The organism is Pseudomonas sp. NFACC16-2 (genome assembly GCF_900119205.1).
In the GTDB taxonomy this organism is placed as follows: domain Bacteria; phylum Pseudomonadota; class Gammaproteobacteria; order Pseudomonadales; family Pseudomonadaceae; genus Aquipseudomonas; species Aquipseudomonas fluorescens_Q.
In genome coordinates, this window is the sequence record NZ_FPIX01000024.1 from 84,499 (window position 1) to 96,114 (window position 11,616).

The 11,616-nt window shown below is 55.0% G+C and carries 24 protein-coding genes and 1 pseudogene; all 25 read right to left on the minus strand.

Going from position 1 to position 11,616, the window contains the following annotated elements; translation table 11 throughout:
* Nucleotides 1-3 precede the first annotated feature (3 nt).
* On the minus strand, nucleotides 4-360 hold the full coding sequence (rpsM, locus tag BT116_RS19200; RefSeq protein WP_003186020.1) for a 30S ribosomal protein S13: 357 nt from the start codon (nucleotides 358-360) through the stop codon (nucleotides 4-6).
* A gap of 130 nt (nucleotides 361-490) precedes the next feature.
* Nucleotides 491-607, minus strand: coding sequence for a 50S ribosomal protein L36 (gene rpmJ, locus BT116_RS19205; RefSeq protein ID WP_002555468.1), 117 nt, complete (start codon nucleotides 605-607; stop codon nucleotides 491-493).
* Between the two features lie 30 nt (nucleotides 608-637).
* Complete coding sequence (secY, locus tag BT116_RS19210; protein WP_003186029.1) at nucleotides 638-1,966, minus strand: preprotein translocase subunit SecY; 1,329 nt, start codon at nucleotides 1,964-1,966, stop codon at nucleotides 638-640.
* Entirely contained in the window at nucleotides 1,967-2,404 is a 438-nt protein-coding gene (rplO, locus tag BT116_RS19215; RefSeq protein WP_063324140.1) for a 50S ribosomal protein L15, read from the minus strand.
* Between the two features lie 3 nt (nucleotides 2,405-2,407).
* On the minus strand, nucleotides 2,408-2,584 hold the full coding sequence (rpmD, locus tag BT116_RS19220) for a 50S ribosomal protein L30 (protein ID WP_003186033.1): 177 nt from the start codon (nucleotides 2,582-2,584) through the stop codon (nucleotides 2,408-2,410).
* 2 nt (nucleotides 2,585-2,586) lie between these two features.
* On the minus strand, nucleotides 2,587-3,087 hold the full coding sequence (gene rpsE / locus BT116_RS19225) for a 30S ribosomal protein S5 (RefSeq protein ID WP_003186035.1): 501 nt from the start codon (nucleotides 3,085-3,087) through the stop codon (nucleotides 2,587-2,589).
* A 3-nt stretch (nucleotides 3,088-3,090) separates the two neighbouring features.
* Nucleotides 3,091-3,441, minus strand: a complete 351-nt coding sequence (rplR, locus tag BT116_RS19230; protein WP_003186037.1) for a 50S ribosomal protein L18 — start codon at nucleotides 3,439-3,441, stop codon at nucleotides 3,091-3,093.
* Between the two features lie 10 nt (nucleotides 3,442-3,451).
* A complete protein-coding gene (gene rplF, locus BT116_RS19235) occupies nucleotides 3,452-3,985 on the minus strand; it encodes a 50S ribosomal protein L6 (protein WP_003186039.1) in 534 nt (177 codons plus the stop codon).
* A 12-nt stretch (nucleotides 3,986-3,997) separates the two neighbouring features.
* Nucleotides 3,998-4,390 carry a 30S ribosomal protein S8 gene (rpsH, locus tag BT116_RS19240; RefSeq protein WP_017848802.1) on the minus strand — a complete coding sequence of 131 codons (393 nt, stop codon included), beginning with the start codon at nucleotides 4,388-4,390 and terminating at the stop codon, nucleotides 3,998-4,000.
* 210 nt (nucleotides 4,391-4,600) lie between these two features.
* Nucleotides 4,601-4,906, minus strand: coding sequence for a 30S ribosomal protein S14 (gene rpsN / locus BT116_RS19245; RefSeq protein ID WP_003186042.1), 306 nt, complete (start codon nucleotides 4,904-4,906; stop codon nucleotides 4,601-4,603).
* A 13-nt stretch (nucleotides 4,907-4,919) separates the two neighbouring features.
* Nucleotides 4,920-5,459, minus strand: a complete 540-nt coding sequence (rplE, locus tag BT116_RS19250) for a 50S ribosomal protein L5 (protein ID WP_003186044.1) — start codon at nucleotides 5,457-5,459, stop codon at nucleotides 4,920-4,922.
* A gap of 20 nt (nucleotides 5,460-5,479) precedes the next feature.
* A complete protein-coding gene (rplX, locus tag BT116_RS19255; RefSeq protein WP_003186046.1) occupies nucleotides 5,480-5,794 on the minus strand; it encodes a 50S ribosomal protein L24 in 315 nt (104 codons plus the stop codon).
* A gap of 11 nt (nucleotides 5,795-5,805) precedes the next feature.
* On the minus strand, nucleotides 5,806-6,174 hold the full coding sequence (rplN, locus tag BT116_RS19260) for a 50S ribosomal protein L14 (protein WP_002555479.1): 369 nt from the start codon (nucleotides 6,172-6,174) through the stop codon (nucleotides 5,806-5,808).
* Between the two features lie 23 nt (nucleotides 6,175-6,197).
* Nucleotides 6,198-6,464, minus strand: coding sequence for a 30S ribosomal protein S17 (gene rpsQ, locus BT116_RS19265; RefSeq protein WP_003194644.1), 267 nt, complete (start codon nucleotides 6,462-6,464; stop codon nucleotides 6,198-6,200).
* Between the two features lie 2 nt (nucleotides 6,465-6,466).
* Entirely contained in the window at nucleotides 6,467-6,658 is a 192-nt protein-coding gene (rpmC, locus tag BT116_RS19270) for a 50S ribosomal protein L29 (RefSeq protein ID WP_002555481.1), read from the minus strand.
* The gene (gene rplP, locus BT116_RS19275) at nucleotides 6,658-7,071 is read right to left on the minus strand and encodes a 50S ribosomal protein L16 (RefSeq protein ID WP_003186052.1); all 414 of its coding nucleotides are present in this window, start codon (nucleotides 7,069-7,071) and stop codon (nucleotides 6,658-6,660) included. Before rplP ends, rpmC begins: the two co-directional genes overlap by 1 nt.
* 12 nt (nucleotides 7,072-7,083) lie before the next feature.
* Complete coding sequence (rpsC, locus tag BT116_RS19280) at nucleotides 7,084-7,770, minus strand: 30S ribosomal protein S3 (RefSeq protein ID WP_003176422.1); 687 nt, start codon at nucleotides 7,768-7,770, stop codon at nucleotides 7,084-7,086.
* Nucleotides 7,771-7,783: 13 nt separating this feature from the next.
* Complete coding sequence (rplV, locus tag BT116_RS19285) at nucleotides 7,784-8,116, minus strand: 50S ribosomal protein L22 (protein ID WP_007924194.1); 333 nt, start codon at nucleotides 8,114-8,116, stop codon at nucleotides 7,784-7,786.
* A gap of 11 nt (nucleotides 8,117-8,127) precedes the next feature.
* Complete coding sequence (rpsS, locus tag BT116_RS19290; protein WP_002555486.1) at nucleotides 8,128-8,403, minus strand: 30S ribosomal protein S19; 276 nt, start codon at nucleotides 8,401-8,403, stop codon at nucleotides 8,128-8,130.
* Between the two features lie 16 nt (nucleotides 8,404-8,419).
* Nucleotides 8,420-9,244 (minus strand): 50S ribosomal protein L2, encoded by an 825-nt coding sequence (rplB, locus tag BT116_RS19295; RefSeq protein ID WP_003186055.1) that lies wholly within the window; start codon nucleotides 9,242-9,244, stop codon nucleotides 8,420-8,422.
* Nucleotides 9,245-9,258: 14 nt separating this feature from the next.
* Nucleotides 9,259-9,558 (minus strand): 50S ribosomal protein L23, encoded by a 300-nt coding sequence (rplW, locus tag BT116_RS19300; protein WP_002555488.1) that lies wholly within the window; start codon nucleotides 9,556-9,558, stop codon nucleotides 9,259-9,261.
* Nucleotides 9,555-10,157 carry a 50S ribosomal protein L4 gene (gene rplD / locus BT116_RS19305; RefSeq protein WP_003186057.1) on the minus strand — a complete coding sequence of 201 codons (603 nt, stop codon included), beginning with the start codon at nucleotides 10,155-10,157 and terminating at the stop codon, nucleotides 9,555-9,557. Before rplD ends, rplW begins: the two co-directional genes overlap by 4 nt.
* Nucleotides 10,158-10,169: 12 nt before the next feature.
* Nucleotides 10,170-10,805, minus strand: a complete 636-nt coding sequence (gene rplC, locus BT116_RS19310) for a 50S ribosomal protein L3 (protein ID WP_003186059.1) — start codon at nucleotides 10,803-10,805, stop codon at nucleotides 10,170-10,172.
* A gap of 80 nt (nucleotides 10,806-10,885) precedes the next feature.
* A complete protein-coding gene (rpsJ, locus tag BT116_RS19315; RefSeq protein ID WP_003186070.1) occupies nucleotides 10,886-11,197 on the minus strand; it encodes a 30S ribosomal protein S10 in 312 nt (103 codons plus the stop codon).
* A gap of 155 nt (nucleotides 11,198-11,352) precedes the next feature.
* Nucleotides 11,353-11,616, minus strand: a pseudogene (locus tag BT116_RS19320) (elongation factor Tu); the annotation flags it as partial.

The following is an 11,616-nucleotide window of genomic DNA, read 5'->3' on the forward strand; positions in this document are numbered from 1 at the left end:
CGATTACTTGCGGATCGGCTTACGCGGACCTTTACGGGTACGCGCGTTGGTCTTGGTACGCTGACCGCGTACTGGCAGACCACGACGATGACGCAGACCGCGATAGCAACCGAGGTCCATCAAGCGCTTGATTTTCATGTTGATTTCGCGACGCAGGTCACCTTCAGTGGTGAACTTCGCCACTTCGCCACGCAGCTGTTCAATCTGCTCGTCGCTCAGATCTTTGATCTTTGCCGCTGGGTTGACCCCAGTCACTGCACAAATTTTCTGTGCAGTAGTGCGACCAACACCATAGATGTAGGTCAGCGAGATAACAGTATGCTTGTTATCTGGAATGTTGACGCCTGCAATACGGGCCATTCAGTGGGACTCCAATTGACAGCTACCTACGCCCCGGAAGCCAAGAAATAGGGCGCGAGATAATATCGCTGTAATAACAAATAATCAACCCGGCAGCGCACTAGCTGCCGGGCTTAAAGCACAATCACACTCAGCCTTGGCGCTGTTTGTGACGCGGTTCCGCGCTGCAAATTACCCGAACAACACCTTCGCGGCGAATAATCTTGCAGTTACGGCACAGCTTTTTCACCGATGCACGAACTTTCATCACCAACTCCTCGAACCTTATGGACGCTACTCAGCGCAACATGCCGCTGCCGTAGCCCTTCAGGTTGGCTTTCTTCATCAGGGATTCGTACTGGTGCGAAACGAGGTGCGATTGTACTTGGGACATGAAGTCCATCACAACCACGACCACGATCAGCAACGAGGTCCCGCCAAGGTAGAACGGTACGTTTGCCGCAACCACCAGGAACTGGGGCAACAGGCAGACGGCCGTCATGTAAAGAGCACCGAACATGGTCAAGCGAGTCAGAACGCCATCAATGTAGCGCGCAGACTGCTCACCTGGACGGATGCCCGGAATAAAGGCACCGGACTTCTTCAGGTTTTCCGCTACGTCTTTCGGATTGAACATCAACGCCGTATAGAAGAAGCAGAAGAAAATAATCCCTGCACTAAACAGCAGAATATTCAACGGCTGACCAGGAGCGATCGACTGCGAGATGTCCTGCAACCAGCCCATACCTTCAGACTGGCCGAACCAGGCACCCAACGAAGCCGGGAACAGCAGGATGCTGCTCGCGAAAATAGCCGGAATGACGCCGGCCATGTTCACCTTCAACGGCAAGTGGCTGGTCTGCGCAGCAAATACCTTGCGGCCCTGCTGACGCTTGGCGTAGTGAACAGCAATACGACGCTGACCACGCTCGATGAACACCACGAAACCGATAATCGCTACTGCCAGCAGACCGATGGCAACCAGGGCGAAAATGTTGATATCACCCTGACGCGCAGACTCGAAAGACTGCCCGATCGCTCTCGGAAGACCGGCGACGATACCTGCGAAGATCAACATCGAGATACCGTTGCCAACACCACGCTCAGTAATCTGCTCACCCAGCCACATCATGAACATCGCGCCTGCCACAAAAGTGGTTACCGCAACAAAATGAAAGCTGAAGTCAGCAGTGAACGAAACGCCCTGCCCCGCCAAGCCGATGGACATGCCAATGGCTTGAACGAGAGCGAGGACGACAGTGCCGTAGCGGGTGTACTGGCTGATCTTGCGACGGCCAGCTTCACCTTCCTTCTTCAACTGCTCCAGCTGCGGGCTGACGGCGCTCATCAATTGCATGATGATCGATGCCGAAATGTACGGCATGATCCCCAGCGCAAAGATGCTCATCCGCTCCAGCGCGCCGCCGGAAAACATGTTGAACAAGCTAAGAATGGTCCCCTCATTCTGTCGAAACAGGTCCGCGAGTCGGTCCGGGTTGATACCTGGAACCGGGATGTGTGCGCCTATTCGGTAGACGATAATCGCCAGGAACAGAAAACGCAGACGAGCCCAGAGTTCAGACATACCGCCTTTGCCGAGCGCAGAGAGAGCACCTTGCTTAGCCATTTATTCCTCGAACTTGCCGCCAGCTGCTTCGATAGCCGCACGCGCACCTTTGGTGGCGCCGATTCCCTTTCCGATGGTGACAGCACGAGCAACTTCGCCCGACAGCATGATTTTCACACGCTGAACGTTCTGGTTGATCACGTTGGCATCCTTCAGGGACTGCACGGTGACGATGTCGCCTTCCACTTTGGCCAGCTCGGACAGACGCACTTCTGCGCGGTCCATGGCTTTCAGGGAAACGAAACCGAACTTCGGCAGGCGACGATGCAGCGGCTGTTGACCGCCTTCAAAGCCTGGAGCAATGGTGCCACCGGAGCGGGAGGTCTGACCTTTGTGGCCACGGCCACCGGTCTTGCCCAAACCACTACCGATACCACGGCCCGGACGATGCTTTTCGCGACGGGAACCCGGCGCTGGACTCAGATCATTGAGTTTCATCGATTAACCCTCGACACGCAGCATGTAGTAAGCCTTGTTGATCATCCCGCGATTCTCGGGAGTATCCAGGACTTCTACAGTGTGACCGATGCGACGCAGACCCAGACCCTTAACGCACAGTTTGTGGTTAGGGATGCGGCCGGTCATGCTTTTGATCAGCGTAACTTTTACGGTAGCCATGATCAGAAGATCTCCTTGACGCTTTTGCCACGCTTGGCGGCAATGGATTCAGGAGACTGCATTGCTTTCAAACCCTTGAAAGTGGCGTGAACCACGTTTACTGGGTTAGTCGAGCCGTAGCACTTGGCCAGAACGTTCTGAACGCCAGCAACTTCGAGGACAGCACGCATAGCGCCGCCAGCGATGATACCGGTACCTTCAGAAGCAGGCTGCATGTACACCTTCGAAGCGCCATGGGCAGACTTCATTGCGTACTGCAGAGTGGTGCCGTTCAGATCAACCTGGATCATGTTGCGGCGAGCAGCTTCCATTGCCTTCTGGATCGCAGCAGGCACTTCACGCGACTTGCCACGGCCGAAGCCAACACGGCCTTTACCATCACCTACTACGGTCAACGCAGTGAAAGTGAAGATACGGCCGCCTTTAACGGTTTTGGCTACGCGGTTAACTTGAACCAGCTTCTCGATGTAGCCTTCGTCGCGCTTTTGGTCGTTATTTGACATAACTTAGAACTCCAGCCCAGCTTCACGAGCAGCATCAGCCAGCGCCTTGACGCGGCCGTGGTACTTGAAGCCAGAGCGGTCGAAAGCCACCTGCGAGACGCCAGCGGCTTTTGCACGCGTAGCGACCAGCTGGCCAACCTTAGTGGCCGCGTCGATGTTGCCAGTGGCGCCATCACGCAGTTCTTTATCCAAAGTCGAGGCACTTGCCAGGACTTTGTTGCCGTCGGCCGAAATGACCTGGGCGTAGATGTGCTGCGACGAGCGGAACACGCAGAGACGCACGACTTCGAGTTCGTGCATTTTCAGGCGTGCTTTGCGAGCGCGACGCAGTCGAGTAACTTTTTTGTCGGTCATTTGCTATGCCCTACTTCTTCTTGGCTTCTTTACGACGGACGACTTCGTCCGCGTAGCGCACACCCTTGCCTTTGTACGGCTCTGGTGGACGGAAGTCGCGGATCTCGGCGGCCACTTGACCTACCAGCTGCTTGTCGATGCCCTTGATCAGGATATCGGTCTGGCTAGGAGTCTCAGCGGTGATGCCTTCCGGCAGTTCATAATCCACTGGGTGCGAGAAGCCAAGAGCCAGGTTCAGCACTGTGCCTTTTGCTTGCGCTTTGTAACCAACACCGACCAGCTGGAGCTTGCGCTCGAAGCCTTGGCTTACGCCTTGGACCATGTTGTTTACCAACGCACGAGTGGTACCAGCCATTGCGCGAGTCTGTTGATCGCCATTGCGAGCAGCGAAACGCAGCTCACCAGCTTCTTCAACGATCTCAACGGACGAATGGATGTTCAGTTGCAGAGTGCCCTTGGCACCCTTCACCGAAAGCTGTTGGCCTGCGAATTTGACTTCGACACCGGCTGGCAGCTTAACGGGGTTCTTAGCGACGCGTGACATGCTTATCCCCCCTTAGAACACAGTGCAAAGAACTTCGCCGCCGACACCGGCAGCGCGCGCAGCACGATCCGTCATCACACCTTTGTTGGTGGAGACGATAGACACGCCCAGGCCGCCGCGAACTTTCGGCAGATCCTCGACGGACTTGTACTGACGCAGGCCTGGACGGCTAACGCGCTTCACTTCCTCGATGACCGGACGGCCTTCGAAGTACTTCAGCTCGATGGACAGCAGTGGCTTGATTTCGCTGCTGATCTGATAACCCGCAATGTAACCTTCGTCCTTCAGGACTTTGGCAACAGCTACCTTCAACGTAGAAGATGGCATGCTTACGACGGACTTTTCAGCCATCTGGGCATTACGGATACGAGTTAGCATGTCCGCTAACGGGTCCTGCATACTCATGGGCTAGACGCTCCTAATACACAAAAAATTAGCCTTTCGGCTAGTACGTGTCGCCGAGCGCATCCGCGCAATAAAAACACGGGCTCAGGCGAGCCGGGTATTCTAGACACACCCCACAAATGAATCAAGCCCCAATAGGGGCTTGATTCATGTTCAAGGTCACCGACGGTCAGGATCTTGCGATCCCGAACGCCGCGACTTTGACAGTGCTTACCAGCTGGCTTTAACCAGACCTGGAACGTCACCACGCATTGCAGCTTGACGCAGCATGTTACGGCCAAGGCCGAACTTGCGGTACACGCCGTGCGGACGACCAGTCAGGCGGCAGCGGTTACGCATGCGCGAGGCGCTTGCGTCACGTGGCTGCTTCTGCAGGGCTACGGTAGCTTCCCAACGCGCTTCTGGACTTGCGTTCAGATCAACGATGATAGCTTTCAGCGCTGCACGCTTGGTGGCGTACTTGGCAACGGTGAGCTGACGCTTCAGCTCACGGTTCTTCATGCTCTTCTTGGCCATTTTCCTACTCCAATCAGTTGCGGAACGGGAATTTGAAAGCGCGCAGCAGTGCGCGACCTTCGTCATCCGTCCGAGCAGTGGTGGTCAGGGTAATGTCCAGACCGCGGAGAGCGTCGATCTTGTCGTAATCGATTTCCGGGAAAATGATCTGCTCTTTAACGCCCATGCTGTAGTTGCCACGACCATCGAAGGACTTGGCATTCAGGCCGCGGAAGTCGCGAACCCGAGGCAGGGAGATCGACAGCAGACGATCCAGGAACTCGTACATACGCTCACGGCGCAGGGTCACTTTGACACCGATCGGCCAACCTTCACGGACTTTAAAGCCAGCGATGGATTTCCGAGCGTAAGTCACAACGACTTTCTGACCGGTGATCTTTTCCAGGTCGGCAACAGCGTGCTCGATGACTTTTTTGTCGCCGATCGCTTCGCCCAGACCCATGTTCAGGGTGATTTTGGTAACGCGCGGAACTTCCATCACGTTCGAAAGCTTAAGTTCTTCCTTAAGTTTCGGTGCGATTTCCTTCCGGTAAATCTCTTTTAGTCGTGCCATGGTCTTCTACCTAGCAGTGTTCAAGCATCAACCGCTTTTTGGGTCGACTTGAAGACACGAATTTTCTTACCGTCTTCTACTTTGAAACCAACGCGGTCAGCCTTGTTGGTTTCGCCGTTGAAGATGGCGACGTTGGAAGCGTGCAGTGGCGCTTCTTTCTCGACGATACCGCCCTGTACGCCCGACATCGGGTTAGGCTTGGTATGACGCTTGACCAGGTTCAGACCACCAACAACCAGACGGTTGTCAGCAAGAACCTTCAGCACCTTACCGCGCTTACCTTTGTCTTTGCCGGCGATCACGATGATCTCGTCGTCACGACGAATCTTTTGCATGTCGGATCTCCTTACAGCACTTCTGGGGCGAGCGAGACGATCTTCATGAACTTCTCAGTACGAAGTTCACGGGTCACTGGCCCAAAGATACGGGTGCCGATCGGCTCTTGCTTGTTGTTCAACAGAACAGCAGCGTTGCCATCAAAGCGGATGATGGAGCCGTCAGCACGACGGACACCATGGCGAGTGCGGACTACGACAGCAGTCATCACCTGGCCTTTTTTCACCTTACCGCGAGGAATTGCTTCCTTGACGGTAACTTTGATGATGTCACCGATACCAGCGTAACGACGATGGGAGCCACCCAGCACCTTGATGCACATAACACGGCGAGCGCCGCTGTTATCGGCCACATCGAGCATGGATTGAGTCTGAATCATATAATTTCTCCGACCCCTAGCCCTTAGACTTCCACAGCGCGTTCGAGAACATCAACCAGCGCCCAAGACTTGGTCTTGGCCATCGGACGAGTTTCACGAATAGTGACTTTGTCGCCGATGTGGCACTGATTGGTTTCGTCGTGCGCGTGCAGCTTAGTCGAACGCTTAACGTATTTACCGTAGATCGGGTGCTTAACGCGACGCTCGATCAGAACGGTGATGGTTTTGTCCATCTTGTCGCTGACAACACGGCCAGTCAGCGTACGGACAGTTTTTTCGGCTTCAGCCATGATTACTTACCTGCCTGCTGGTTGAGCACAGTTTTCACGCGAGCGATGTCACGCTTAACTTGCGAGAGCAGATGAGACTGCCCCAACTGGCCAGTTGCTTTCTGCATACGCAGATTGAACTGGTCGCGCAGCAGGCCGAGCAGTTGCTCGTTCAGCTGCTGTGCTGATTTTTCACGAAGTTCATTCGCTTTCATCACATCACCGTCCGTTTAACAAAGGAGGTGGCGAGCGGCAGCTTTGCAGCAGCCAGGGCGAAAGCCTCACGCGCCAGCTCTTCAGAAACACCCTCGATTTCATACAGGACTTTGCCTGGCTGAATCTGGGCAACCCAGTACTCCACGTTACCCTTACCTTTACCCATCCGAACTTCGAGTGGCTTCTTGGTGACAGGCTTGTCCGGGAATACACGGATCCAGATCTTGCCGCCACGTTTTACGTGACGGGTCAGAGCACGACGCGCTGACTCGATCTGACGAGCGGTGAGACGACCACGAGCAACAGACTTCAGCGCGAACTCGCCGAAGCTGACTTTGCTACCGCGCAATGCCAGGCCACGGTTGTGACCGGTCATCTGCTTGCGGAACTTCGTACGCTTTGGTTGCAACATTTGGCGTACCCCTTACTTAGCAGCTTTTTTACGAGGCGCTGGTGCTTGTGGCTTCAGTTCTTCTTGGCGACCACCAATTACTTCGCCTTTGAAGATCCAAACCTTTACACCGATCACACCGTAGGTGGTGTGAGCTTCGTAGTTGGCATAGTCGATGTCGGCACGCAGGGTGTGCAGTGGCACACGACCTTCGCGATACCATTCAGTACGTGCGATTTCAGCACCGCCGAGACGACCGCTCACTTGGATTTTGATGCCTTTGGCACCAATGCGCATTGCGTTCTGTACAGCGCGCTTCATAGCGCGACGGAACATTACGCGACGCTCCAGCTGCTGAGCTACGCTCTGCGCAACCAGCATACCGTCGAGCTCCGGCTTGCGGATCTCTTCGATATTGATGTGCACAGGCACACCCATTTGCTTGGTCAGGTCCTGACGCAGTTTCTCAACATCTTCACCTTTCTTCCCGATAACGATACCTGGACGAGCGGTGTGGATGGTGATACGTGCAGTCTGCGCCGGACGATGGATATCGATACGGCTTACGGACGCGCTTTTTAGTTTGTCTTGGAGATACTCACGCACCTTCAGATCAGCGAACAAGTAGTCCGCATAAGTCCGACCGTCTGCGTACCAGACGGAGGTGTGCTCCTTGACGATTCCCAGGCGAATGCCAATGGGATGTACTTTCTGACCCATCTCTTCGACTCCGTTACTTGTCAGCAACCTTGACAGTGATATGGCAAGACCGCTTGACGATGCGATCAGCACGGCCTTTGGCACGTGGCATGATGCGCTTCAGCGAACGCCCTTCGTTGACGAAAACGGTGCTGACCTTCAGGTCATCAACGTCTGCGCCTTCGTTATGCTCGGCGTTGGCTACGGCCGACTCCAGCACTTTCTTCATGATCTCGGCGGCTTTCTTACTGCTGAAAGCCAACAGGTTGAGCGCTTCGCCCACCCTCTTCCCGCGGATCTGGTCGGCGACCAAGCGGGCTTTCTGGGCGGAGATTCGAGCGCCCGACAACTTAGCGGCTACTTCCATTTCCTTACCCCTTAACGCTTGGCTTTCTTGTCAGCCACGTGCCCACGGTATGTGCGGGTACCGGCGAACTCGCCCAGTTTGTGGCCGACCATGTCTTCGTTCACGAGAACTGGGACGTGTTGGCGACCGTTGTGTACTGCGATGGTCAGACCGACCATTTGTGGCAGGATCATCGAACGACGCGACCAGGTCTTAACTGGTTTGCGATCGTTCTTTTCCGCCGCCACTTCGATCTTCTTCAGTAGGTGAAGATCAATAAAAGGACCTTTTTTCAGAGAACGTGGCACTGTCGTATCCCTCTATTTACTTGCGACGACGGACGATCATTTTGTCGGTACGCTTATTACCACGAGTCTTCGCGCCCTTAGTCGGGAAGCCCCATGGCGATACCGGATGACGACCACCAGAGGTACGACCTTCACCACCACCATGTGGGTGGTCAACCGGGTTCATGGCAACACCACGAACGGTTGGGCGAACGCCACGCCAGCGCTTGGCACCAGCTTTACCCAACGAACGCAGGCTGTGCTCGGAGTTCGAGACTTCGCCCAAGGTCGCACGGCATTCAGCCAGTACTTTACGCATCTCACCAGAACGCAGACGCAGGGTCACGTAGACACCTTCACGAGCGATCAGCTGAGCCGAAGCACCAGCGGAACGAGCGATCTGTGCGCCTTTACCTGGCTTCAATTCGATGCCGTGTACGGTGCTACCAACTGGAATGTTACGCAGTTGCAGAGCGTTGCCCGGCTTGATCGGTGCCAGGGCACCTGCGATCAGCTGGTCGCCAGCACTCACGCCCTTAGGGGCGATGATGTAGCGACGCTCGCCATCTGCGTACAGCAGCAGAGCGATGTGAGCAGTACGGTTTGGATCGTATTCGATACGCTCGACGGTGGCAGCGATGCCATCCTTGTCGTTGCGACGGAAGTCGACCAGACGATAATGCTGCTTATGACCACCACCGATGTGACGAGTGGTAATACGGCCATTGTTGTTACGACCACCAGACTTCGATTTTTTCTCGAGCAGCGGTGCGTGAGGAGCGCCTTTATGCAGCTCCTGGTTGACCACCTTGACCACAAAACGGCGGCCAGGGGAAGTCGGTTTGCATTTAACGATTGCCATGATGCACCCCTTCCTTACTCAGCACTGCTGCTGAAATCGAGATCTTGGCCTGGCTGAAGGGAGATAACTGCCTTCTTCCAGTCATTACGCTTGCCCAGACCGCGAGCAGTGCGCTTGCTTTTACCCAGAACGTTCAGGGTAGTCACGCGCTCTACTTTCACGCTGAACAGGCTTTCGACGGCCTTCTTGATTTCCAGCTTGGTTGCGTCGGTAGCAACCTTGAAAACGAACTGGCCTTTCTTGTCTGCCAGAACCGTAGCCTTCTCGGAAACGTGCGGGCCAAGCAGAACTTTAAATACGCGTTCCTGGTTCATCCCAGCAGCTCCTCGAATTTCTTCACGGCCGACACGGTGATCAACACCTTGTCGTATGCGATCAGACTGACCGGATCGGAACCCTGCACGTCACGAACGTCGACGTGTGGCAGGTTGCGAGCAGCCAGGTACAGGTTCTGATCAACAGCGTCAGACACGATCAGGACGTCAGTCAGGCCCATGCCGTTCAGCTTGTTCAGCAGATCTTTGGTTTTCGGTGCTTCAACAGCGAAGTCCTGAACCACGACCAGACGATCAGTACGCACCAGCTCAGCAAGGATGGAACGCATTGCTGCGCGATACATCTTCTTGTTCAGCTTCTGGGAGTGATCCTGAGGACGAGCTGCGAAAGTGGTACCGCCGCCACGCCAGATTGGGCTACGGATAGTACCGGCACGAGCACGGCCAGTACCTTTCTGACGCCATGGGCGCTTGCCGCCACCGGAAACGTCGGAACGGGTCTTTTGCTGCTTGCTACCTTGACGGCCGCCAGCCATGTAGGCCACGACTGCTTGGTGAACCAGCGTCTCGTTGAATTCGCCGCCAAATGTCAGTTCGGAAACTTCGATCGCTTGAGCGTCATTTACATTTAATTGCATGTCAGCTTCCCCTTAACCGCGAGCCTTGGCTGCTGGACGTACAACCAAGTTGCCGCCAGTAGCGCCAGGAACAGCGCCCTTGACCAACAACAGATTGCGTTCAGCGTCCACGCGCACTACTTCGAGGGACTGCACGGTCACGCGCTCAGCGCCCATATGACCGGACATTTTCTTGCCCTTGAATACACGACCAGGAGTCTGGCACTGGCCGATAGAGCCTGGAACGCGGTGGGATACGGAGTTACCGTGGGTGTTATCTTGCCCGCGGAAGTTCCAACGCTTGATCGTACCCTGGAAGCCTTTACCCTTGGACTGACCGGTTACATCAACCAGTTGACCAGCGGCGAAGATTTCAGCGTTGATCAGATCGCCGGCCTGGTACTCGCCTTCTTCAAGGCGGAATTCCATTACGGTACGACCAGCGGCAACGTTCGCCTTGGCGAAGTGGCCAGCCTGAGCTGCTGTTACACGCGAAGCACGACGCTCGCCGACAGTGACTTGCACTGCACGATAGCCATCGGTCTCTTCAGTTTTGAACTGGGTGACGCGATTCGGCTCGATCTCAATGACCGTGACCGGAATGGAGACACCTTCTTCGGTGAAAATACGGGTCATACCGCATTTACGACCGACTACACCAATAGTCATGTTGTAAACCTCATGAGTGTACGGGGCTTTCACCCGCTATGGCCGCCCATTTCAGAGCGTTACACGACTAAGACCGAGTCTTAGCCGAGGCTGATCTGCACTTCCACACCGGCCGCAAGATCGAGCTTCATAAGAGCATCAACGGTTTTATCCGTTGGCTGGACGATATCCAGAACGCGCTTATGAGTACGGATCTCGTACTGGTCACGCGCGTCTTTGTTGACGTGCGGGGAGACCAGAACGGTGAACCGCTCTTTACGGGTAGGCAGTGGAATTGGACCACGCACTTGAGCACCAGTACGTTTCGCGGTTTCCACGATTTCCTGGGTGGATTGGTCGATCAGGCGATGGTCAAAAGCCTTCAACCTGATACGGATTTGCTGATTTTGCATTGGATTTCAGACTCCGGCTGCTATTCCCACCGGGCGCAATACGCCCGTTAAAAGGAGGCGCAATTCTATAGACGCCCCTGATAGGTGTCAACCCAATAAAAAAGCCCCCGCTAAGCGGGGGCTTTTCAACTCATCAAGCTGACTCTGAAAGAGACTTACTCGATGACTTTGGCTACGACGCCAGCGCCGACGGTACGACCGCCTTCACGGATAGCGAAACGCAGACCGTCTTCCATCGCGATGGTCTTGATCAGGGTAACAGTCATCTGAATGTTGTCACCTGGCATTACCATTTCAACGCCTTCTGGCAGCTCGCAGTTACCAGTCACATCAGTTGTACGGAAGTAGAACTGTGGACGGTAGCCTTTGAAGAACGGAGTGTGACGACCGCCTTCTTCCTTGCTCAGAACATAAACTTC